19 protein-coding genes and 1 pseudogene are annotated in these 21,459 nt (G+C 72.0%); 10 read left to right on the top strand and 10 right to left on the bottom strand.

All coding sequences use genetic code 11. The features are described from left to right. Positions 1 to 72: 72 nt before the first annotated feature. Both NIE111_RS31320 and NIE111_RS31315 read left to right on the top strand, forming a co-directional pair. Positions 73 to 438, top strand: coding sequence for a DUF742 domain-containing protein (locus tag NIE111_RS31320; RefSeq protein ID WP_007465174.1), 366 nt, complete (start codon positions 73 to 75; stop codon positions 436 to 438). Continuing rightward, positions 419 to 1,043 (top strand): annotated as a pseudogene (locus NIE111_RS31315) (GTP-binding protein). The gene NIE111_RS31320 and the pseudogene NIE111_RS31315 overlap by 20 nt, the downstream one beginning before the upstream one ends. Before the next feature lie 92 nt (positions 1,044 to 1,135). On the opposite strand, the gene NIE111_RS31310 reads toward NIE111_RS31315, so the two are convergent. The 6 genes from NIE111_RS31310 to NIE111_RS31285 form a co-directional block, all read right to left on the bottom strand. Next, positions 1,136 to 2,224, bottom strand: coding sequence for a uroporphyrinogen-III synthase (locus NIE111_RS31310; RefSeq protein WP_238687812.1), 1,089 nt, complete (start codon positions 2,222 to 2,224; stop codon positions 1,136 to 1,138). Continuing rightward, positions 2,224 to 2,571: a nitrite reductase small subunit NirD gene (gene nirD / locus NIE111_RS31305; RefSeq protein WP_238687811.1), complete on the bottom strand. Its 348-nt coding sequence runs from the start codon at positions 2,569 to 2,571 to the stop codon at positions 2,224 to 2,226. Before nirD ends, NIE111_RS31310 begins: the two co-directional genes overlap by 1 nt. Beyond that, the gene (gene nirB, locus NIE111_RS31300) at positions 2,568 to 5,105 is read right to left on the bottom strand and encodes a nitrite reductase large subunit NirB (protein WP_238687810.1); all 2,538 of its coding nucleotides are present in this window, start codon (positions 5,103 to 5,105) and stop codon (positions 2,568 to 2,570) included. Before nirB ends, nirD begins: the two co-directional genes overlap by 4 nt. After that, positions 5,102 to 6,541: an FAD-dependent oxidoreductase gene (locus NIE111_RS31295; protein ID WP_238687809.1), complete on the bottom strand. Its 1,440-nt coding sequence runs from the start codon at positions 6,539 to 6,541 to the stop codon at positions 5,102 to 5,104. The genes nirB and NIE111_RS31295 overlap by 4 nt, the downstream gene beginning before the upstream one ends. Further along, positions 6,538 to 8,712, bottom strand: coding sequence for a molybdopterin oxidoreductase family protein (locus NIE111_RS31290; RefSeq protein ID WP_238687808.1), 2,175 nt, complete (start codon positions 8,710 to 8,712; stop codon positions 6,538 to 6,540). Before NIE111_RS31290 ends, NIE111_RS31295 begins: the two co-directional genes overlap by 4 nt. Before the next feature lie 249 nt (positions 8,713 to 8,961). Continuing rightward, the gene (locus NIE111_RS31285) at positions 8,962 to 9,183 is read right to left on the bottom strand and encodes a hypothetical protein (protein ID WP_372488444.1); all 222 of its coding nucleotides are present in this window, start codon (positions 9,181 to 9,183) and stop codon (positions 8,962 to 8,964) included. A 537-nt stretch (positions 9,184 to 9,720) separates the two neighbouring features. Between NIE111_RS31285 and NIE111_RS31280 the strand changes: the two genes are divergently transcribed. The 7 genes from NIE111_RS31280 to glmM all read left to right on the top strand — a co-directional run bounded on the left by NIE111_RS31280 (position 9,721) and on the right by glmM (position 15,222). Beyond that, positions 9,721 to 10,416 (top strand): class I SAM-dependent methyltransferase, encoded by a 696-nt coding sequence (locus NIE111_RS31280; protein WP_238687806.1) that lies wholly within the window; start codon positions 9,721 to 9,723, stop codon positions 10,414 to 10,416. A gap of 89 nt (positions 10,417 to 10,505) precedes the next feature. Further along, positions 10,506 to 10,763: a DUF6364 family protein gene (locus NIE111_RS31275; RefSeq protein WP_091403518.1), complete on the top strand. Its 258-nt coding sequence runs from the start codon at positions 10,506 to 10,508 to the stop codon at positions 10,761 to 10,763. Continuing rightward, positions 10,753 to 11,046 carry a hypothetical protein gene (locus tag NIE111_RS31270; protein ID WP_091402325.1) on the top strand — a complete coding sequence of 98 codons (294 nt, stop codon included), beginning with the start codon at positions 10,753 to 10,755 and terminating at the stop codon, positions 11,044 to 11,046. Before NIE111_RS31275 ends, NIE111_RS31270 begins: the two co-directional genes overlap by 11 nt. 166 nt (positions 11,047 to 11,212) lie before the next feature. After that, positions 11,213 to 12,595 carry a nitrate/nitrite transporter gene (locus tag NIE111_RS31265; protein WP_238687805.1) on the top strand — a complete coding sequence of 461 codons (1,383 nt, stop codon included), beginning with the start codon at positions 11,213 to 11,215 and terminating at the stop codon, positions 12,593 to 12,595. A 209-nt stretch (positions 12,596 to 12,804) separates the two neighbouring features. Next, positions 12,805 to 13,248, top strand: coding sequence for a 50S ribosomal protein L13 (gene rplM, locus NIE111_RS31260; RefSeq protein ID WP_238679468.1), 444 nt, complete (start codon positions 12,805 to 12,807; stop codon positions 13,246 to 13,248). Between the two features lie 20 nt (positions 13,249 to 13,268). Continuing rightward, positions 13,269 to 13,751: a 30S ribosomal protein S9 gene (gene rpsI, locus NIE111_RS31255; RefSeq protein WP_238687804.1), complete on the top strand. Its 483-nt coding sequence runs from the start codon at positions 13,269 to 13,271 to the stop codon at positions 13,749 to 13,751. A gap of 115 nt (positions 13,752 to 13,866) precedes the next feature. Then, entirely contained in the window at positions 13,867 to 15,222 is a 1,356-nt protein-coding gene (gene glmM / locus NIE111_RS31250) for a phosphoglucosamine mutase (protein WP_091402319.1), read from the top strand. Positions 15,223 to 15,240: 18 nt separating this feature from the next. On the opposite strand, the gene NIE111_RS31245 is transcribed toward glmM, so the two are convergent. Continuing rightward, the gene (locus NIE111_RS31245; protein WP_238687803.1) at positions 15,241 to 15,987 is read right to left on the bottom strand and encodes an ABC transporter ATP-binding protein; all 747 of its coding nucleotides are present in this window, start codon (positions 15,985 to 15,987) and stop codon (positions 15,241 to 15,243) included. 5 nt (positions 15,988 to 15,992) lie between these two features. Continuing rightward, positions 15,993 to 18,818, bottom strand: a complete 2,826-nt coding sequence (locus NIE111_RS31240) for an FtsX-like permease family protein (RefSeq protein ID WP_238687802.1) — start codon at positions 18,816 to 18,818, stop codon at positions 15,993 to 15,995. A 73-nt stretch (positions 18,819 to 18,891) separates the two neighbouring features. On the opposite strand from NIE111_RS31240, the gene NIE111_RS31235 reads away from it, so the two are divergent. After that, positions 18,892 to 19,524 carry a PadR family transcriptional regulator gene (locus tag NIE111_RS31235; RefSeq protein ID WP_238687801.1) on the top strand — a complete coding sequence of 211 codons (633 nt, stop codon included), beginning with the start codon at positions 18,892 to 18,894 and terminating at the stop codon, positions 19,522 to 19,524. On the opposite strand, the gene NIE111_RS31230 is transcribed toward NIE111_RS31235, so the two are convergent. Next, a complete protein-coding gene (locus tag NIE111_RS31230) occupies positions 19,490 to 20,647 on the bottom strand; it encodes a pyridoxal phosphate-dependent aminotransferase (protein ID WP_238687862.1) in 1,158 nt (385 codons plus the stop codon). The two genes, NIE111_RS31235 and NIE111_RS31230, sit on opposite strands and share 35 nt — an antisense overlap. Positions 20,648 to 20,726: 79 nt before the next feature. Continuing rightward, entirely contained in the window at positions 20,727 to 21,389 is a 663-nt protein-coding gene (locus tag NIE111_RS31225; RefSeq protein ID WP_238687800.1) for an MmpS family transport accessory protein, read from the bottom strand. Between the last annotated feature and the right edge of the window lie 70 nt (positions 21,390 to 21,459).

Genomic DNA, 21,459 nt, shown 5'->3' with positions numbered 1-21,459 from the left:
CGTTTCGAGCGCCGGACCAGGGACGAGAGGCGGCACAGTCCGGCTCAGCAGGGGACGAGGAGGTGATCGGGAATGGACCAACGACGCGCTGACCCGCGTGGCGCGCTGGTGCGTCCGTACGCGGTCACCCGTGGTCGTACCGAGCCCCGGCAGGACATCGCCCTCGAGGCCGTCCTGACCGCCTCTCCCACCCAGGTCGCCGAGTCCCGCTTCGCCGGGCACGACAAGCACCGCATCGCCACGGTCTGTGAGGGCCGAGCACAGTCGCTGGCGGAGATCGCCGCGTATACCCGGATGCCGCTTGGCGTCGCCCGGGTGTTGGTCGCCGACATGGTGGCCGAGAGCCTGCTGACGTTACACACTGCTGCTCCCGCCGAGGGGTTCGAGGAGCGGATGGAACTGCTTGGAAGGGTGCTAAGTGGACTTCGCAGGCTATGACCCCGCAGGGGGGGCGGCCGGGCCGGGGAATCGTATCCGCGAAGATCGTCGTCGCGGGCGGCTTCGGCGTCGGTAAGACGACATTGGTCGGGGCGATCTCCGAGATCACACCGCTGACCACCGAGGCGTTGATGACCGCGGCGGGTGTCGGCATCGACGATCCGTCCAAGGTGCCGGGCAAGGAGACCACCACGGTCGCCATGGACTTCGGCCGGATCACCATGGCCCAGGACCTGATCCTGTACCTCTTCGGTACACCGGGTCAGACTCGGTTCTGGTTCATGTGGGACGAGATCATCCGGGGGGCGGTGGGTGCCGCCGTGCTGGTGGACACCCGCCGGATCACCGACGCCTTCGCCCCGCTGGACTACTTCGAGAACCGCAACCTGCCGTACGTGGTGGCGCTGAACAAGTTCGACGGCGCACCGCAGTACGAGGCCGAGGAGGTCCGCGAAGCGCTGGCCATCTCGCCGCAGGTGCCGCTGGTGATGACCGACGCCCGGCAGCGGGACTCGGTCAAGCAGGTGCTGGTGACTGTCGTCGAGCACGCCATGCTCCGACTCCAGTCCGAGCACGGGCGGGGCTTCCCGACGCCGGTCGGCTGAAACGTCGCGTCACGGCCGGCTCACGACGGCCGGCCGTGACGCGTACAGGCGTGTTGACGCCCTTGGCTCGACCGAGGACGTCCCCGCACGCCCTAGTCGACCCGAAGCCGGTAGCCGCGCTTCACCACTGTCTGCACCACGCGGGGCGCGCGCAGGCCGGCCCGTAGCCGGGCGACGGCCATCTCCACCGCGTGCTCGTCCGCGCCCCGGGGCAGCGTCCTCAGCAACGCCGTGCGGGACAACACCCGACCGGGGGACTGGGCCAACGCCCGCAGCACCGCCATCGGCGCGGGCGCTAGTGGCCGCAGCTCGCCGTCGATCACCGCGGCGTGCCCGCGCAACGTGAGCAGATGCCCGCCGGCCTTGAACGTCACGGTCCGGCGGGGCAGTTCGTCGACGATGGTCCGCACCAGCGCCCCCAACCGGGCCCGACCGGGCGCGCTCACCGGCACCCCGTGCCGCAGCAGCGGCTCGGCGGTCACCGCCCCGACGCAGCTGGCCAGCACGTCGCTGCGCAACGCGGACAGCACCGCGTCGGTGCGGTCGCCGGCGGCCCGCAGCAACGCCTCGGCCGCCGGCGCCGAGGTGAACGTCACCGCGTCCACCAGCCGACCGGCGATCAGGTCGATCAGCCGGTGCAGCGGCGCCGGATCGGTCGGCGGTGCCCAACGGTAGACCGGCACCTCGATGACGGTGGCGCCCGCCGCCTCCAGCGCGAGCGTGCACTCGGGTTGACGCTCGCCGTGCAGCTGCATGGCGATGACCTGCCCGGCCACGCCGCGCCGGCGCAGATGGTCGACCACCTCGTCGCAGCTTTCCGAGGCGGGCGACCACTGGTCGTGCAGCCCGGCCGCCCGGATCGCGCCGCGTGCCTTCGGGCCGCGCGCCACCACGTACGAGCTGGACAGCACGGAGCGCAGCGGCTCGGCCAGCCCCCAGCCCTCGGCCGCTTCCAACCAGCCGCGCATGCCGATGCCGGTGTTGGCCATCAGGATGTCCGGCGGCTGGTCGAGGCAGGCGCGGGTCGCCTCGCGCAGCTCGGTGTCGTCGGACAGCGGCACGATCCGCAGCGCCGGGGCGAGCACCACCCGGGCGCCCCGTCGTTCGAGCAGCGCGGCCAACTCGTCGCGCCGCCGGTCGGCGGTCACCCCGATGGTGAAGCCCGACAGTTCTTCCCGCATCAACCCTCCTGTCGCAGCCGCACCTCGACCAGCCCGTTGCGGCAACGTGCGTCGTGTCGGGCCACGGCCACCCCGGGCAGGTCGAGGCAGTGCCCGCTGCGCAGGTCGTACACCTGCTTGTGCAGCGGTGACGCGACAGTCGGCACCCCGCCGCGGCTGCCGACGATGCCCCGGGACAGCACGTACGCCCCGGAGACCGGGTCGCGGTTGTCGATCGCGAACAGCTCGTCGGCGACCCGGAAGAGCGCGATCTGCACCCCGTCGACCAGGGCGGCGACGCCCCGGTCCGGCTCCAACCGGTCGAGCGGGCAGACGGTGGTCCAGGTAAGGGTGAGGGTCTGGGTCATCGCCGTACCTCCGGTAGGCCGAGGGTGACCGGTTGCCGACGGCGACCATTGGTCGGCTCGGATCCGGTCGGGGACTGGTCGCGTACGGGGACCGGCTGGCCGCGTTCCCTGGTGAAGGTGATCGACGGGTCCGGTACGTCGGGGGCGTTGACGAAGGACGTGTAGCGGCGCAGCCGATCCGGGTCGTCCAGGACGTCGCGCCACTCGTCGGAGTACGACGACACGTGCTGGGCCATCGCCGCGTCGAGGTCCTCGCAGAGCCCGAGCGAGTCGTCCACGATCACCGAGCGCAGGTGGTCCAGGCCGCCGTCCATGGCCTCGATCCAACCGGCGGTGCGTTGCAGCCGGTCGGCGGTGCGGATGTAGTAGATCAGGAACCTGTCGATCAGCCTGATCAGCGCGTCCGTGGACAGGTCGGTGGCGAACAGGTCGGCGTGCCGGGGCCGGAAACCACCGTTGCCGCCGACGTAGAGATTCCAACCGGTCTCGGTGGCGATGATGCCGAAGTCCTTGCTGCGCGCCTCCGCGCACTCCCGGGCGCAACCGGAGACCGCCGACTTGAGCTTGTGCGGAGCCCGCAGCCCGCGATAGCGCAGCTCCAGCGCCACGGCCAGCCCCACCGAGTCCTGCACCCCGTACCGGCACCACGTTTCGCCCACGCACGACTTCACAGTGCGCAGCGCCTTGCCGTACGCGTGCCCGGACTCGAAGCCGGCGTCGACCAGCCGCCGCCAGATCTGCGGCAACTGCTCCACCCGCGCCCCGAACAGGTCGATCCGCTGCCCACCGGTGATCTTCGTGTAGAGCTGGAAGTCCCTGGCGACCTCGCCGATCACGATCAGCTTCTCCGGGGTGATCTCGCCGCCCGGGATCCGGGGCACCACCGAATAGCTGCCGTCGCGCTGCAGGTTGGCCAGGAAGTGGTCGTTGGTGTCCTGCAACGACGCCTGTTCGCCGTCGAGCACGTGCCCGCTGCCCAGCGAGGCGAGGATGGACGCCACCACCGGCTTGCAGATGTCACAGCCGCGGCCCCGACCGTGCTCGGCGACGAGCCGGGAGAAGGTGCGGATGCCGCGGACGCGGACGATCTCGAACAGCTCCCGCCGGCTGACGTCGAAGTGCTCGCAGAGCGCGCTGGACTGCGCCACCCCGGCCGCGTCCAGGAGCTGCTTCAGCATCGGCACGCAGGAACCGCAGCTGGTGCCGGCCCTGGTGCACGCCTTCAACGCCGGCACGTCCGCGCAACCGTCGGCGATGGCGGCGTCCACGTCGCCTCGGGTCACCGCGTTGCAGGAGCACACCTGCGCCGCGGCGGGCAGCGCCCCGGCGTCCGCGCCGCCGCCGTCGGGGGCGAGCAGCGCCAGCGGCGCGGCCGGCAGCGGGCCGCCCACACTGGCCCGCAGCGTCGGGTACGCGCTGGCGTCACCGACCAGAACCCCGCCGAGCAGGGTGTGCGCGTCGTCGGAGAGAACCAGCTTCGCGTAGACCCGGGTGGCCGGGTCGGTGAACGTGACGTCCAGGCAGCCCTCGGTCGTGCCGTGGGCGTCGCCGAACGAGGCCACGTCGACGCCGAGCAGCTTGAGTTTGGTGGCGGTGTCCGCGCCCGGGAAGGTCGCCGCGCCGCCGACCAGCCGATCGGCCACCACCTCGGCCGTCGCGTAACCAGGCGCGACCAGACCGTGGCAGGTGCCGTCGACAGCCGCGCACTCCCCGACGGCCCAGATCCGCTCGTCGGCGGTACGACAGGTCGCGTCGACGAGCACCCCGCCGCGCGGGCCCAGCGGCAGGCCGGCGTCCCGGGCCAACTGGTCCCGGGGCCGGATGCCGGCGGCCACCACCACCAGTTCGGCGTCGAGGGCGGTGCCGTCGGACAGTTCCAGGGCCGCGACGCCGCCGTCCGGGCCCTGACGGATCGCTGTGGTCGCCACCCCGAGATGGGTCCGTACGCCCAACTCGTCGACGTAGCGGCGGAGCATCGCGCCGCCGGCCTGGTCCACCTGCACCGGCATCAGCCGGGGCGCGAACTCGACCACGTCGGTGCTCAGGCCGAGCAGTCGCAGGGCATTGGCGGCCTCCAGACCGAGCAGCCCGCCACCGATCACCGCGCCGACCCGCCGGCCCCGCGCGTACGCCCGGATCGCCGCCAGGTCGTCAAGGGTCCGGTAGACGAAGACCCCGGGCAGCTCAGTGCCGGCCACCGGCGGCACGAACGCGTACGACCCGGTGGCGAGCACCAGCGCGTCGTAGCGGTATTCGCCGACGGCCGTGGTGACCACCTGTCGGTCCCGGTCGACGGCGGTTGCCGGCTCGCCGAGTCGCAGCCGCACCCCGTCGTGCGGGGTGTGCAGGTTGAGCTCGCTCTCACCGACCCCGTCGAAGTACGCCGAGAGCCGCACTCTGTCGTACGCCGGGCGCACCTCCTCGGCCAGCACCGTCACCCGCCAGGTGCCCTGTGGGTCACGGGCGCGCAGCGCGTCCACGAAACGCTGCCCGACCATGCCGTTGCCGATGACGACCAGTTCGCCGCCGCTCATCGCGTCACCTCCACCGATTCCGCCTGGCTCAGCCAGTCGACGATGCCGCTCACCGCGTCCCGGCATCCGCCGCACCCGGTGCCGGCCCGCGTCGCGGCCACCACCGCATCGACAGTCCGGGCGCCGGAGCGCCAGCTTCTGACCAGTGCGCCCTTGCTCACCGTGTTGCACTGACAGACCGTGGCCGCGTCCGGCATCAGCGCCGGTGAGGCGGCCGGGGTAGCGCCGGCCGCGCCGAGTGCCCTGCCGAGCAGCAGCGCCCGGCGGTCACTCGGCACCGGCTGACCACGGTCGAAGAGTTGAATCACAGTGCCGACGGCCGGGTTGTCGCCGAGCAGGATCGCGCCGATCAGCCGCTCGTCCCGGATCCGCAGCCGGGCGTAGGTGCCCCGGGTCGGGTCGGCGAAGGTCAACTCCTCGTCCGGCCCGCCACTGGCCGCGTCACCCATCGAGGCCAGGTCGATCCCGGCGGCCTTCAGCCGGGTCACCACCGGCCGGGGCCGGTAGCGGGCCAGGGGGTCCGTCCCGGTCAGCACGTCAGCGAGCACCTGGGCCTGGGCCCAGGCGGGCGCGACCAGCCCGGTGAGCACGCCGTCGTGCTCGGCGCAGTCGCCGATCGCCGAGATGGACCGGTCGCTGGTGCGCAGCCGGTCGTCCACCACCACGCCGCGCCGCACGGTCAGGCCGGCGGCCTGCGCGAGGGCGGTGTCCGGGCGTACGCCGCAGGAGAGCACCAGCAGGTCGGCGCGGAGCGACCGGCCGTCGGCCAGGTCGAGGCGGACACCGCTGGCGTCCGCTGCCACGCCGGTCGCCGACACCCCCAGTTGGACGCTGACGCCGAAACCGGCGAGCGTGCCCGCGAGCACCGCGCCGGCGGTCGGGTCCAGTTGCCGTTCCATCAGGTGCTCTCTCGGGTGCACCACAGTGGTGGCCAGCCCCCGGGTGGCCAACCCTCGGGCGGCTTCCAGGCCGAGCAACCCGCCGCCGAGCACCAGCGCGCTGCGGGCGCCGTCCGCCGCGGCGAGGATCCGCCGGCAGTCGTCCAGGGTCCGGAAGGGGACCACCCGCTCCGGCAGGTTCGCCGGGTCGAGGCCGGGCAGTGGCGGCACCACCGCGCGGGCGCCGGTGGCGAGCACCAGATGGTCGTACCCGATCCGCTCGCCGTCGTCGGTGCGGACCTCCCGGGCGGACCTGTCGACGGCCGTCACCGGTACGCCGCTGCGCAGGTCGACGCCGTGCCCGGCGGCTTCGGTCAGCTCCACGTCCGGCTCGTCGATCCGGCCGGCAAGCAGGGTGGAGAGCAGGATCCGGTTGTACGCGCGATGCGGCTCGGCCCCGAGCACAGTGACCTTCCGGTCTCCCTCCCGGGCGTGCAGCTCAGCGGCGAGGCGCGCGCCCGCCATCCCGTTGCCGACGATGACCACCCGGGCGGTCATGCCTTCTCCACCCGGACCGCGCAGATCTTGAACTCGGGCATCCCGGAGATCGGGTCCACCGCGTCGTTTGTCACCGAGTTGGCGCGTCCCGCCCCCGCGTAGTGGAACGGGGCGAACACGGTGTCGGGTCGGATCCCGGCGCTGAGCCGGGCCGGAGCGCGGAACTCACCTCGGCGTGAGGTGACCCGCACCGGGTCGCCGTCGTCGATGCCCAGCCGGGTGGCCAGGTCGGGGTGCAGTTCGACGAACGCCTCCGGGGCGGCACGCCGCAGCGCTGCCACCCGTCGGGTCTGGGTGCCCGACTGGTACTGCGCCAGCACCCGCCCGGTGGTGAAGTGCAGCGGGTACGTGTCGCAGACCTCCTCGGCGGCCGGCCGATGGTCGACGCTGTGGAAGCGCGCCCGGCCGTCCGGTGTGGCGAACCGGTCGGCGAAGAGTCGGGGCGTGTCCGGCCCGTCCTCGGTCGGGCAGGGCCAGTAGACGCCGTCCTCGGCGTCGATCCGGTCCCAGCTGATGCCGGCGTAGTCGGCGGCACCACCGGCGGAGGCGCGGCGCAGCTCGGCGAAGACGGCGGCCGGGTCGGCCGGGAACCGAGCCGCCGCGACGGCGGCCGGTCGCACACTGGCCGGGTCGGCGTCGGCCGGGTTGGCGTCCGTCGACTCGGTCTCGGCCAGCCGCACCGCCAGGTCGGAGATGATGGCGAGGTCGGTCCGGACACCCGGCGGGGGCGGCCGTAGCGCGCGCCGACGCAGCACCCGACCTTCCAGGTTGGTCATGGTGCCGTCCTCCTCGGCCCACTGCGCGGTCGGCAGCACCACGTCCGCCAACGCGGCCGTCTCGGAGAGCAGGAGGTCCGCGACGACCAGCAGGTCGAGGTCGCGCAGTCGGCCCTCGATCCGGGCCGCCCGGGGAGCCGAGACCACCGGGTTCGACCCGAACACCAGCAACGCGCGTGGGCCACCCGGGGTGCCGAGCGAGTCGAGCAGTTTGTAGGCGGGCACTCCCGGGCCGGGCAGTTCGTCGGCCGGCACGCCCCAGACCCCGGCCACGTGCTCACGGGCCGCCGGGTCGTCGATCCGCCGGTAGCCGGGCAGTTGGTCGGCCTTCTGCCCGTGCTCCCGGCCGCCCTGGCCGTTGCCCTGGCCGGTGAGGCAGCCGTACCCCGATCCGTCGCGGCCGGGCAGACCGAGGGCGAGGGCGAGATTGACGTACGCGGTGACGGTGTCCACCCCCTTGGCGTGCTGCTCGGCGCCGCGCGCGGTCAGGATGATCACGCGACCGCCGGTGCCCAGCGCTCGGGCGGTCGCCTCCAGGTCGGCCACCGGCACCCCGGAGAGCTGTTCCGCGCGGGCCGGCCACCAGGCGGCGACGCCCCGGCGGACCGCGTCGAAACCGGAGGTGCGGTCGGCCACGTAGGCCCGGTCGACCCAACCCTCGGTGAGGGCGATGTGCAGCAGCGCGTTGGCAACCGCCAGGTCGGTGCCGGGCAGCGGTTGCAGGTGCAGGTCGGCCTGGCGGGCGGTGGCGGTGACCCGGGGGTCGATGACGATCAGCTTTCCGCCGCCCCGGCGCTGCTCGGTGAGCCAGCGCACCAGCGGCGGCATGGTCTCCGCCGGGTTCGCTCCGACCAGCAGCAAGGTGTCGGCCCGGCCCAGGTCGGCGAGGGGGAACGGCAGCCCACGGTCGATGCCGAAGGCCCGCATCCCGGCGGCTGCCGCCGAGGACATGCAGAACCGTCCGTTGTAGTCGATGTGCCTGGTACGAAGCCCGATCCGGGCGAACTTCCCCAACGCGTACGCCTTCTCGTTGGTCAGACCACCACCGCCGAAGACGGCGACCGCGTCCCGGCCGGCGTCGTCCTGGACGGCGCGGATGCCGGCGACCACCCGGTCGAGCGCGGTGTCCCAGCTCGCCGGGCGCAGCTCGCCGGTGGCCGCGTCTCGCACCAGCGGAGTGGTCAGCCGGTCCGGGTGGTCGAGCAGTTCGGCGGCGGTCCAACCCTTCTGGCACAGCCCGCCCCGGTTGGTGGGGAACTCACGTGGGTGGACCGTCACACCAGCGTCGTCAGCGCGCAGCGTCATCCCGCACTGCAGTGCGCAGTACGGGCAGTGCGTCGCCACTTCCCGGGGCGTCAGCCCCGGTGGAGTCGCCGACCGTGCACCGTCTGTCATGTCGGGAAAGCGTGCCGCCGGGCGGTTTCCGGTCCGGGTCCCTTCTGTTTCGGTCCTGTCAAGTGGGGCTCACACCGCACAGGAGCAGCGGGTGTGACGGGTGGGTGACGGCGGCCGCCTCGGACGGACGCTCGACCAGCGCGGCCATAGCGGACCTCATCCCGCGGGGAGCGGTCAGCGCAGGTCAGCGCAGGTCAGCGCAGCTCAGCGCAGGTCGGCGTGGTGTGAGGGCGGCGGGTCACCCGACCCTCACCGGACTGCGCTTGACGAGAACGCGGGTGGTTGGAAAACGGGCCGCCGGGCGGGCGTGTTCGGCCAGATCAGGGCTGCGGGCATCACGAACAGGGACCGGCGGGCGACCGCATCGCCATTCGTGGCCAGCTCGTAACCGTCAATCCACAGCCACCCGCCGTCCATCGGCCAGTCGAGAACGCGAATCACGTGGACGAAGATCGGGCGCAGGAACTGCACACTCGCGGGGCGGGTCAGGTGCAAGACGTCGCCCGTGTGCGGCTCCCGCGGTGTGGGCTTCGGCTCGGGTCTCCGATCGGACGGCTGGTCCGGCGCGGTGCCCTCCCCTGGTAGTCACTGTGGGCAGAAGCTGCCCCGTCAGGGCTCGACAGTCGAGATCTTGGACAGTTTCCGTTACGTCAGAACGGAAACTGTCCAAGATCTGAGCAGGTCGAAGGCGGCCCCGCCACGAACGCGTTAGCCGCGTTCCGTGAGATCTACCGGCCGCGCCGTCTGATCCCCCGGGAAGCACCCCCCCCGACTCCTCTCCCCCCCGCTTCCCGCGCACCGCCCTCTCCTGCGGCGATCTTGCATTTTCTGTGGCGGCATAAAGGATGAATGCGACGAAACGACGACCGGAAGTGCAAGATCGGCGGCGGTCTCGATGACCACTAGCCCTTGAGTCGCACCGGGGGGTGGGGCTGAATCTTTGACGACGTCAGCCCCGTTCGCTGGCTTATAATGTGGGAAAGTTGTCTCAATAGGTGGGAGTCCGCGATGAGTGTGACTGACGTTTTCGACGCGGTTGCCGGCACCTACGACGAGGCGCGCAGGCGGCTGATCCCGTGCTTCGACGCCTTCTACGGCGCCGCCGTCCAGGTGGCAGCGCCGCCGTTGCGTGCCGCGCTCGCCGCCGGTCGTACCCCGGAGGTGTTGGATCTGGGCGCGGGCACTGGCCTGCTCTCCCTGCTGCTGTCCACCGCGGTGCCCGGAGTCCGGCTGACCCTGGTGGACGGAGCGCCGGCGATGCTCGCCCGCGCCACCGACCAGTTGGATGCGCGGTCCGTGCCACACCGAACGGTCCACGCCGACCTGGCTGACGAACTGCCGCCGGGCCGGTACGACGCGGTGGTCAGCGCGCTGGCGATCCACCACCTGGACGACGCCGGCAAGCGCTCGCTCTACCGGCGGGCCGCCGCCGCGCTGGCGCCGGGTGGGGTGTTCGTCAACGCCGAGCAGGTCGCCGGCCCGACGCCGGAACTGGACCGGCGCTACGACGAGGTGTGGCTGGAGCGGATCACCGAGCTGGGCGCGTCCCCCGACGAGATCGCGGCTTCCCGGGAGCGGATGCGCCACGACCGCCCGGCCACGGTGGCCGACCAGTGCCGGTGGCTCGCCGAGGCGGGCCTAATCGACGTCGACTGCTACTTCAAGGAGTGGCGCTTCGCGGTGTTCGGCGGCCGGGCCGGGTAAGCCCGACGGAATGTGCGTTTCGCCGCCCGGGGGCGAGCCGGTGAACGCAGGGATGACTGTTGGTCACACCGATGGGTAATCTGCTCGGCATGACTGCCAAGGTGACTCTCTCGTTCACGGACGAGACGATCGAGGAGGCGCGGCGGTTCGCCAAGCGCGAAGGGCTGTCGCTCTCCGCGTGGATGGACCAGGCCGCCCGGGAGAAGGCGCTGCGCGAGGTCTTCACCGCGCACGCTGCCGCCGTCGGCCGCGCCAGCCTGGATCTGGAGTCCGCCGCGCTCGCCGACGCCCGCGAGGTGGGCATGGTCAACGACCTGTTCTCCGGCGGACGGCCGCGTGCTGCGTAGGGGTGAGATCTGGCGCATCGAGGGCGCCCGAGAACGCCTCGGCCTCGTGATCAGCTCGGACGTCTACAACTCCACCGACGTGCCCATCGTGATCGTGGTCGAGGTGGTCGAGGAGTCGCTCCTGCGGGACTCGCCGCTCGCCGTGTCGATGGGCCGGTACGTGGTGATGCCCGACCGGATCTCCTCGCCCATGAAGAAGTGGTTCACCGCGTGCGTGGACGTCGCCGACACCGACACCATGCTCCGGGTCGGCCGCGCGCTACGCATCCTCCAGCAGCTCTGAGCGCGCGCGCGAAGGCAGCTCCGATCGTGCCGCCCCGGTGGCGTGCTCACCATCGCCGCCGGCCCGTGGTGCGATAGCCGTTTCCGGCCCGACCCGCGACGGGCACTGCCAGGTAACCGGGTGTTCCTAGCGTTTCCCCTCGTCACATCGACGAGGAGGAGCCGCCGTGAGCACGCTCACCAGCACCGTAGTCACCGCCGAGCCGCCTGCCGTCACCGGTCGCCGGCAACCGCTGCACGACTGGCGCCCCGAGGACCCGGACTTCTGGCAGGCCACCGGCGCGCCGATCGCCCGACGCAACCTCTGGGTCTCGATCTTCGCGGAGCACGTCGGCTTCTCGGTGTGGAGTCTCTGGTCGGTCACAGTGCTCTTCCTCGGCCCCGCGTACGGCATCGATCCGGCCGGGAAGTTCCTGCTCACCGCCGTGCCGGCCGCCCTGGGCGCGGTGCTGCGGCTGCCGTACACGCTGGCGGTGGCCCGCTTCGGCGGACGACGCTGGACGATCATCAGCGCACTGCTGTTGCTGGTGCCCGCGGTCCCGATGACGGTGCTTCTGGAACCCGGGGTGTCCTACACCACCCTGATGGTGCTCGCCTGCCTCACCGGGGTCGGCGGCGGCAACTTCGCCTCCTCGATGGCGAACATCAACCTGTTCTACCCGCAGCGGCTCAAGGGACGGGCGCTCGGGCTCAACGCCGGTGGCGGCAACCTGGGCGTACCCGCCGTGCAGTTGGTCGGCCTGGCGGTCCTCGCCACCGCGGGTGCCGCGTACCCCCGGTTGGTGCCGGCGGTCTACCTGCCGCTGATCGTGCTGGCCGCGCTGGCCGCGGCCCGCTGGCTGGACACCGTGCCCGGGGCGCGCAACGAGCCGGGCGCGTTGCGGGAGGCGGCCCGCGACCCGCACACGTGGGTGATGTCGCTGCTCTACATCGGCACCTTCGGCTCGTTCATCGGCTTCGGCTTCGCGTTCGGCCAGGTGCTCCAGCTCCAGTTCGCCGAGCGGTTCCCCACCCCGGTCGACGCCGCCTGGCTGACCTTCCTGGGCCCGCTGGTCGGCTCGCTGATCCGGCCGCTGGGCGGGCACCTCGCCGACCGTCTGGGCGGCGCGCGGGTGACCTTCTGGAACTTCGTGGCGATGGCGGCTGGCGCGAGCACAGTGCTGTACGCGGCCCGGGAGCGCTCGTTCGGGCTCTACCTCGCCGGGTTCCTCGCCCTCTTCGTCTTCTCCGGCGTCGGCAACGGCTCCACGTACAAGATGATTCCGGCGATCTTCCGGGCCCGCTCGGCGGACGCGGTGGCCGCCGGTCAGCGTGATCCGGAGGCCGCCGCGCGGTGGGCGCGACGGATGACCGGCGCGTTGATCGGCATCGCGGGTGCGATCGGCGCCTTCGGCGGGGTGCTGGTCAACATCGCGTTCCGCCAGTCGTTCCTCAGCTCGGGCAACGCCGACGCCGCCTACCTGGCCTTCATCGGCTGGTACGCGTTGTGCTTCGCGGTCACCTGGGTGGTCTACCGCCGTCCGAGGGCCGGTCGACTCGCCAACGTGTGAGCTGAGACACCCTCGGCGCGTCGCCGCGCGGGACCGCACCCCCGTTTTGACCTGCGGACGGGGCGCCGGGTATCGTTGCCTGCTGTTGTACGACATCCAGAGGCGTGCCCCTTCAGGTACGCTTGGTCGTTCGTGCGCGCTGGTCCGGCCTGCTAGATCTGGTCACCTCGGCGCGCGACCCCAGACCGACGACGAGACAAGGTAGACCTGTGCGTACGTACAGCCCGAAGCCGGGTGAGATCGAGCGTCAGTGGCACGTCATCGACGCCTCTGATGTCGTGCTGGGCCGCCTGGCCACCCACGCCGCCACGTTGCTGCGTGGTAAGCACAAGCCGACTTTCGCGCCGCACGTCGACACGGGCGACTTTGTCGTCATCGTGAACGCGGGCAAGGTTGCGTTGACCGGCAACAAGCGCCACACCAAGGTCGCTTACCGCCACTCGGGTTACCCGGGTGGTCTGAAGCAGATCGGCTACGACGAGCTGCTGACCAAGCGTCCCGAGCGGGCCATCGAGCTGGCCGTGAAGGGGATGCTCCCGCACAACAAGCTCGGCCGTCAGCTCATCAAGAAGCTGAAGGTCTACGCCGGTGCCGAGCACCCGCACCTCGCGCAGCAGCCGGTGCCGTTCGAGATCAAGCAGATCGCGCAGTGAGCGCGGGCGAAGGAAGCAGCATGACCGACATCATCGAGACCGAGGTCGCCCCGGAAGCCACGGAGGCCCCCGAGGCCACCGAAGCGCCGGCCCCCGTTGCCCGCGCGCCTCGTGGTGACCGGCCGATCCAGACCGTGGGCCGCCGCAAGGAGGCCATCGTCCGGGTTCGCCTCGTTCCGGGCACCGGCAAGATCACCTGCAACGGCCAGGACCTCGAGGCGTACTTCCCGAGCAAGGTGCACCAGCAGCTCATCAAGGACCCGCTGGTCACCGCCGAGAAGCCCGAGCAGTTCGACGTCATCGCCAACCTGCGTGGCGGCGGCACCACCGGCCAGGCCGGTGCGCTCCGGCTGGGCATCGCCCGTGCGCTGATCATCAACGAGCCGGACGACCGCCCGGCCCTGAAGAAGGCCGGCTTCCTCACCCGTGACGCCCGGGTCAAGGAGAGCAAGAAGTACGGCCTCAAGAAGGCCCGTAAGGCTCCTCAGTACTCGAAGCGCTGATCTTTTCCAGCGCGTTGTACTTCTGACGGACGGCCGGTCCGCCTCCCCTCGGGGGAGGCGGGTCGGCCGTTCCGCTTTCTCCTCACTAGCAGTGCTCTTTCGGAGGTTGGCGGGTATGGGTCGGTTGTTCGGCACGGACGGCGTACGCGGGCGGGCAAACGCGGATCTCACCCCGGAATTGGCGCTGGCGCTCGCGGTGGCCGCCGCGCACACACTCGCCGAGACGGACCGCAGTCATCCGCCGCTCGCCGTCGTCGGTCGCGACACCCGCGCCAGCGGCGAGATGCTGGAGGCTGCCGTTGTCGCGGGGCTGACCAGTGCCGGCGCCAACGTGGTGCGGGTCGGCGTGCTGCCCACGCCGGCGGTGGCGTTCCTCACCGCGGAGGCCAAGGCCGACCTGGGTGTGATGCTCTCCGCGTCGCACAACCCGATGCCGGACAACGGCATCAAGCTCTTCGCCGCCGGTGGGCACAAGTTGCCCGACGAGATCGAGATGCAGATCGAGGCGGCCGTCGAGACGAACGCCACCACCGCCTGGGACCGGCCGATCGGTGCCGGCGTCGGCCGGGTGCACGACCTGCTCGACGGTGCCGACCACTACGTCCAGCACCTGGTGGGCACCGTTCCGCACCGGCTCGACGGGATCAAGGTAGTGGTCGACTGCGCCAACGGCGCCGCCGCCGAGGTCGCCCCCGTCGCCTACCGGGAGGCCGGCGCGGAGGTCATCGCCATCCACGCGGAGCCCGACGGGCTGAACATCAACGACGACTGTGGCTCCAACCACATCGAGGCGCTGCGCGCCGCAGTGGTCGAGCACGGCGCCCACCTGGGCATCGCCCACGACGGCGACGCCGACCGCTGCCTGGCGGTCACCGCCGACGGCGACGAGGTGGACGGCGACCAGGTCATGGCGATCCTCGCGCTGGCCATGCGGGACGCCGGCACGCTCACCCAGGACACCCTGGTGGCCACCGTGATGAGCAACCTCGGGCTGCGGCTCGCGATGTCCGCGCAGGGCATCCGCCTGATCGAGACCAAGGTCGGCGACCGGTACGTGCTGGAGGAGCTGCGTGCCTCGGGGCTGGCGCTCGGCGGTGAGCAGAGCGGCCACATCGTGATGCCCGCGCACGCCACCACCGGCGACGGGGTGCTCACCGGCCTGCACCTGATGGCTCGGATGGCGGCCACCGGCCAGTCCCTCGCCGAGTTGGCCTCGGTGGTCACCAAGCTGCCCCAGGTGCTGATCAACGTGCCGGTCGGCGACCGGACCGTCGGCGCCGCCGCACCCGCGGTACGCGCCGAGGTCGAGCGGGCCGAAGCGGAGCTGGGGGAGACCGGCCGGGTGCTGCTGCGCCCGTCGGGCACCGAACCGCTGGTCCGGGTGATGGTCGAGGCGGCCACCGAGGCGACCGCCCGTGAGGTCGCCGAGCGGATCGCCGAGCTGGTGCGCACCGCGAGCCCGGTCGCCTGAGGCCACCTCGGGGCGGCGTCACAGCCGCAGTCGGGCCGCCCGCTCGTACGTGTCGGAGGGGTCCTCGCCGTCGGTGAGGTCGAGGTCCTCGGTGACTCGTCCGTCGGTCAGTCGGACCAGTCGGTCGCAGCGGGCGGCGATGGCCTGTTCGTGTGTGGCGAGCAGGATGGTCATGCCGTGCCGTTCACGGAGGTCGAGCAGCAGGTCGAGGATCTGCCCGCCGGTGGTGGAGTCGAGGTTGCCGGTGGGCTCGTCGGCCAGCAGCAGGCCCGGCGCCCCCATCAGGGCGCGGGCGATGGCGACCCGTTGCTGCTGGCCACCGGAGAGCTGCGCGGGCAGGGCGCGTTCCCGCCCGGCCAGGCCGACCGCGTCGAGCAACTCGCGGGCTCGGGTCGCGTGATCGGCCCGGCCCCGGCGGGGGAGGACCGGCGCGATCACGTTGTCCAGCACGGTGAGTGCGGGCAGCAGGTGGTAGCGCTGGAATACGAAGCCGACCCGTTGCCGGTAGCGAGCCAGTGCGGCCCGACGCAGGTCGCTGACCACCACGTCGTCGACTGTCACGCTGCCCTCGTCGGCCTGCTCGATCGCGCCGATGAGATGCAGCAGCGTGGACTTGCCCGACCCGCTCGGCCCGGTCAACGCCACCACCGAGCCGGCCGCGACGGTCAGGGAGACGTCGTCGACTGCGGTCAGCTGGTCCGCCCCGGTGCCGAATCGTCGTGTCAGGTGGTCGACCGAGATCGCGCTGCCGATCTGCTCGCTCATGACTGCTACTCCTCTGCCAGAAGTCGGGCGGGTCGTAGGCGCGGCAACAGGGCGGCGGGCACCAGCGCGGCGACGGCGCTGAGCAACGCGCCCGCCAGCGCGACCAGCACGGCCACCAGGAGCAGCGCGCCGGGAAGGGCGCCGATCAGCCAACCCGCGCTGGCCAGGCCGACCGCGGCGCCGGTCGTCGAACCGACGAGCCCCAGCGTCAGCCCCTCGTAGCCGACCAGCCGGCCGAGTTCGGCGTCGGTCCAGCCGATCGCCCGCAGGGTGGCCAACTCGGCGGCCCGGTCGCGGATGTTCAGGTAGAGCACGTCCGCCACCGCGGCGGCACCGAGCAGCACCGTGGCCGCGGCGGCCACGGTGTCCGCGCCGCGGACGCTCAGCGAGACCACGTCGCCGAGCAGGCTGCCGACGATCGCCCCCCGGAACGCCCACGCGGCGGCGGTGACCAGCGTCAGCGCGGCCACCCCGATGGCCAGCGCGCCGGCGCCGAGGACCGTGCGCCCGGGGGTGCGGGCCAGGTTCACCAGCGCCAACCCGAAGAGGGTGCGTGGCCGGCGCACCCAGCCGGCGGGAGCGACGATCGGGCGGAGGGCGGCGGCCGGGTGGGTGCGCGCGGCCCGCAGCGCCGGCACCAGGCCGGCGGCCACCGCGAGCAGCAGGGCGATGGGTACGGCAAGGGCCGACCGCCGCCAGTCGACGTCGATGCCGAGCGCGATTCCGAGCGGGATCGCGAGGGTCAGCGACAGCAGACCGGCGATGAGCCCCAGCAGGGCCACCTCGCCCAGGATCAGCGCCGCGATGCGGCGGACCGGCCAACCGAGACAGGAGAGAACCGCCAGCTCGGAGCGCCGGTCCCGGACGGCGGCGCTGACCGCGTTGCCGAGGAAGAGCACACACACCACCAGGACCAGCACGAAGAGCACAATGCTCTTGCGGTCCACCGCCTGAGTGATGATCGAGGCCACGCCGAGTGCCGACCAGTTCTCGGTCAGCCGCAGCATCGGCCGGCCGAACGAGCCGGCGGGAAGCTCCACCGTCTGCGGCGCGCCCGACGAGCCGAGTGTGATGTCGACGTCCAGCCCGGTGCGTGCCGCGATCTGCTCGGCGACCAGTCGGACCCGCTCGGCCGATCGCTCGCTGTAGCCGCCCACGTCGGCCACCCGTACCCGGATCGCGCTGATCGGGGCCTTGGCCTGTGGCCCGCCGCCACCCTGCAGGATCTTCGGCACGCTGCCGAGGTTGGTGAGGAGCAGCGGCGGCGCGGACAGGTAGCCGGCAGGGTTGCCGCTGGGCGCCAGCGGTTGACCACCCAGCGTCGCCCGGCTGCGGTCGTCGGCACCCTGTGCCGTCGGCGCCTGGTAGGTCTCCAGCGGCAGTTGGCCGAGGTCACTGAACCCGGTCAGCCGGCCCGGGTCGAAGACACCGACGGCCCGCCAGAAACGATTGGCGCTGTTCGCGCCCACGGGTAGCGGCAGCGCCCGTATCGATCGGGAACCGGTGTCGTCGGCAAGCCAGGGTCGGGGCAGCGGGTTGAACGCCTCCTTCTTGCCGTACACCTCGGGGTCGCCGGGCGGTTGCTGGCGGGCCCGCAGGCTGCCGTCGGGTAGCGGGTCGTACTGCACCTCGGCCGACTGCACGACCGTCTGAAGTTGACCGTGGCAGCACCCGGCCAGGGAAAGCTCCTCGGTGAGCATCGCCTGGTGTCCGGCGGTGAGGTCGTACCGACCGGACCCGGCGGGAGTCCCCCCAGGGCGGCTCAACGTCTCTTCCAGGTCGATCGCCTCCACCCCGGCGGGGCTGATCGAGAGCCGGGTGAACCTGGCCGCCAGCGACTCGTCGATGAAGGGTCGGTTGGTGACGAGGACCGGGACCTCGTGGTTGTCCGCTGTGCCCCGGCGGTTGACGGCGACAGTGTCGTCGGTGCGGACGGCTCGACCGGTGACGACTGCATCGTCGAGTCCGACGAGTTGGTCCTCGGCCGCCGGGTCCACCGCTGCCAGGAGGAACGGCACGGTCAGGTCGTACGCCATCACCAGCCGGTCATTGGGTGTAGCGGAGCCGTCCCGGTCGGTCGCGAGGATGTAGGAGTCGGCTTGGAACCGACCGTCGGGCAGCAGTTGGACGGCGTGCAGGGACCAATCCTCGCGCTCGGAGTAGGTGCCCGGGTTGCCGAGCAACGCGTATCCCGGATCGCAGATGGGGAGGCTGCGCCCGTCCGGCTGTACCTCGCGGGGCGTCGGCCCGCAGGTGTCCGACCAGGAGTAGGACCGCCCATCGGAGTACGGCACGGCGTCACCGTCGATTCCCCTGTCGATACGGGGGTAGATCAACGGCTTCGTGGTCACGTACACGTACCGGGGTTTGCCCGGTGCGCTGGAGAGACCGCGTTCGGCGTGGAAGGTCGGGTCGACCCGGATGACCTGCTGGTCCAGCGAGCGGTCGACGGCCTCGGTGAGGTCGATCGGAGTCGGCAGCAGCGTGGTGGAATAGCCGAGCATCGCGATCGGGGCCGCCACCTCGATGCCGGGGACGGCGGTCACCTGCTCGTACTGCTGTGTGGTGATGCCGCCGAACAGCCCGGAGAGATAGTTGGGGCGGACCAGCCCGCGCTCGGCCTCCAGCGGGGTGCGGGTCCCCTTCGGACGGACCAGGATCTCGTAGGCGACCTGGGTGTTGCGCTCGACAGTGCCGGTGACGTCCAGGTGGGAGGTGGTGGTGGCGCCGGTCAGGACCACGAAGCCGGTGGTAGCCACCAGCACGCCGACCAGTAGCGCCACCGACCGTCCCGCACGGCCGCGCAGCTGTCTCCAGATGAAGCCGAGCATCGCGCCTCCCCGTGTGCTGGCTCCCACTCTGCGCGATACATTGTGACAATGCAAGACCCGTACCGGAGGTGACATGGCGATCCAGCACGCTGTCCTCGCCCTGCTCGCTGGTGGCCCCAGCCACGGCTACCAGCTCAAGGGCGCGTTCGAGGCCGCCGTCGGCCCGCAGTGGGGGCCGCTGAACATCGGCCACCTCTACCAGATCCTGGACCGGCTCTCCCGGGACGAGCTGGTCGTCGCCGAACGGCAGCCGCAGCCGATCAAGCCGGACCGGGTGGTCTACGAGATCACCCCGGCCGGCCGCGCGGAGTTGGCGCGGTGGCTGGCCGAGCCGAGCCCGCGCAGCGGCGGATTCCGGGACGACTTCTTCCTCAAGGTCACCGCCGCCGCCCGGTCCGGCTCCGCGACCACGGTTCGCGCCGTCCTGAGCAACCAGCGGGGGCACCTGCTGCGCGAGCTGCGCAATCTGGACGGCCTACGGAGGGCCGCCGAGGATCCGGTGGTCGGGTTGCTGCTCACCGCGGCCAGCCGGCACGTGACAGCGGACCTGTCGTTCGTCGACGACGCCGAGGCGGTGCTGCTCGGTGACGAGGGCCAACTGCTCACCCGACTCGCGGCGTCGACAGCGGATCAGTCGGCGACCGACCCGGGATCGGCCGGCTCCGGGCGGGTCAGCGGCTCGAGCCCAGAGCGTGCAGCCGGCTGACCGCCTCGGTCAGCACCTCCGGGCGCTTGCAGAAGGCGAACCTGACCAGCCGCCGGCCCGCGTCGACGTCGTCGTAGAAGACCTGGGTGGGCACCGCCACCACACCGCAGCGCTCCGGCAACGAGCGGCAGAACTCCACCCCGTCCCGGCCGCCGAGGGCGGTGATGTCGGCGGTGACGAAGTACGTCCCCTCCGAGTCGAGCACCTCGAACCCGGCGTCGGTCAGACCACCGACGAGCTGGTCACGCCGCTGCTGGAGACCGTCCCGAAAGCCGGTGTAGTAGTCGTCCGGCAGGGCCAGCGCCACGGCCACCGCCGGTTGCAGCGGCGCGGCGTTGACATAGGTGAGGAACTGCTTCACCCGGAGCACCGCCGACACCAGCCCCGCCGGGCCGCTCGCCCAGCCGACCTTCCACCCCGTGCAGGAGAACGTCTTGCCGGCCGACGAGATGCGCAGCGTCCGCTCCCGCATCCCGGGCAGGCTGGCCAGCGGCACGTGCGGGCTCGCCGCGTCGGTGAAGACCAGGTGCTCGTACACCTCGTCGGTGACCGCGTACGCGCCGAACTCCTGGCACAACTCGGCGACCTGCGCCAACTCGGCAGGGGTGAAGACCTTGCCGGTCGGATTGTGCGGCGAGTTCAGCAGCACCAGCCGGGTGCGCGGGCCGAAAGCCGCACGCAGCGCCGCCGGGTCGAAGGCGTACCGGCCGTCGGCCGAGGGGCGAAGCGTCACCGGCCGGCGGACGGCGCCGGCCAGCGCGATCGAGGCGGCGTACGAGTCGTAGTACGGCTCGAAGCAGACCACCTCGTCGCCCGGTTCGCAGAGCGCGAGGATGCTCGCCGCGACCGCCTCGGTAGCGCCCGCCGTGATCACGATCTCGCTGTCCGGGTCGTACCCCAGGTCGTAGAACCGCTGCTGATGCGCCGAGACGGCCGCGCGCAGGGCGGGGATTCCCGGGCCCGGCGGGTACTGGTTCTGTCCGTTGCGCAGCGCCTCGGCGGCGGCGGCCAGCATCTCCGGCGGGCCGTCGGTGTCGGGGAAGCCCTGGCCAAGGTTGACCGCGCCGGTGCGTACGGCGAGGGCGGACATCTCGGCGAAGATCGTCGTGCCGAATGGCCGCATCCGGGCCACCAGCGGGTCGACATCCGTGCTCGTCGTCACCTGCGCCAGCCTACGGCCATACCCGGCTCGGACCCCAGCCTCACTCGGGCGCGCAACTGGTCGACCAGTACCCCCGGGTCTTGTCGACGACCGGCTTGCCGGCGCCGGTGACAGTGACCGTGCAGTCGAGTGGTCGCTGACCCTCGTCGTCGGCCCATCTGGCCTCCACCAGCACCCGGGTCTTGCCGTTGGTGCGAATCGTGGTGCGCCAGGGCAGCTTCTGGCCGTCGACATGCATGAGATCGCTCTCGGCGTCGTAGTACGCCAGGTCGACGACGCCCGTTCCGCTGAGCTCGTAGACCACGGTCACCGGTGCCGGCCCTGAGGTCGGTCGGGTGATCGGCTTCTTGCTGGGGGTGGGCGCCGCGGTGGATGGCCTGGTGGTGGGTTGCTCCGGGATGATCGGCCCAGTGGTGGGCTCCGTCCAGCCGTCGTCGTCGGGGACGACCCACGGCTCCTCGGCGGTCGGGTCCGGGTTGGTCGAGCCGAGCCACAGGCCACCCACGCAGAGGCAGCCGCACACGAGTAGGACGAGTGCCACGACGGCCGCGACGACGATCCCGACGATCCGCCCGCTGCTCGTGGCCGGCTTGCCGGGAACCTGCGGATACCCGGGGTAGGCGTACGGCGGCGGATAGCCGGGCGGCGGCCAGCCGGTCCCGGGCGGCGGCCAGCCAGCGGCCGACGGCTGCCCGTCCGGCATCGGCCACCCCGCTGGCGGTGGCGATCCGGCCGACGGCGGGCCTGAGGCGTCGGGCGACCACTGGGGCGTC

It is taken from the genome of Micromonospora hortensis (genome assembly GCF_022230935.1).
Classification (GTDB): Bacteria; Actinomycetota; Actinomycetes; order Mycobacteriales; family Micromonosporaceae; genus Micromonospora; species Micromonospora hortensis.
The sequence above is the reverse complement of the archived record's forward strand: the minus strand, read 5'-3'. Positions and strand labels throughout refer to the sequence as shown.

Excerpts from the sequence above, each read along its gene's own strand:
- NIE111_RS31245 (WP_238687803.1), bottom strand. The coding sequence starts at position 15,987 with ATGAGCGAGCAGATCGGCAGCGCGATCTCGGTCGACCACCTGACACGA.
- NIE111_RS31225 (WP_238687800.1), bottom strand. The coding sequence starts at position 21,389 with ATGCCGGACGGGCAGCCGTCGGCCGCTGGCTGGCCGCCGCCCGGGACC.
- NIE111_RS31240 (WP_238687802.1), bottom strand. The coding sequence starts at position 18,818 with ATGCTCGGCTTCATCTGGAGACAGCTGCGCGGCCGTGCGGGACGGTCG.
- rpsI (WP_238687804.1), top strand. The coding sequence starts at position 13,269 with ATGACCGACATCATCGAGACCGAGGTCGCCCCGGAAGCCACGGAGGCC.
- NIE111_RS31290 (WP_238687808.1), bottom strand. The coding sequence starts at position 8,712 with ATGACAGACGGTGCACGGTCGGCGACTCCACCGGGGCTGACGCCCCGG.
- NIE111_RS31320 (WP_007465174.1), top strand. The coding sequence starts at position 73 with ATGGACCAACGACGCGCTGACCCGCGTGGCGCGCTGGTGCGTCCGTAC.
- glmM (WP_091402319.1), top strand. The coding sequence starts at position 13,867 with ATGGGTCGGTTGTTCGGCACGGACGGCGTACGCGGGCGGGCAAACGCG.
- NIE111_RS31235 (WP_238687801.1), top strand. The coding sequence starts at position 18,892 with ATGGCGATCCAGCACGCTGTCCTCGCCCTGCTCGCTGGTGGCCCCAGC.
- NIE111_RS31275 (WP_091403518.1), top strand. The coding sequence starts at position 10,506 with ATGACTGCCAAGGTGACTCTCTCGTTCACGGACGAGACGATCGAGGAG.
- NIE111_RS31310 (WP_238687812.1), bottom strand. The coding sequence starts at position 2,224 with ATGCGGGAAGAACTGTCGGGCTTCACCATCGGGGTGACCGCCGACCGG.
- nirD (WP_238687811.1), bottom strand. The coding sequence starts at position 2,571 with ATGACCCAGACCCTCACCCTTACCTGGACCACCGTCTGCCCGCTCGAC.
- NIE111_RS31280 (WP_238687806.1), top strand. The coding sequence starts at position 9,721 with ATGAGTGTGACTGACGTTTTCGACGCGGTTGCCGGCACCTACGACGAG.
- NIE111_RS31295 (WP_238687809.1), bottom strand. The coding sequence starts at position 6,541 with ATGACCGCCCGGGTGGTCATCGTCGGCAACGGGATGGCGGGCGCGCGC.
- nirB (WP_238687810.1), bottom strand. The coding sequence starts at position 5,105 with ATGAGCGGCGGCGAACTGGTCGTCATCGGCAACGGCATGGTCGGGCAG.
- NIE111_RS31230 (WP_238687862.1), bottom strand. The coding sequence starts at position 20,647 with ATGCGGCCATTCGGCACGACGATCTTCGCCGAGATGTCCGCCCTCGCC.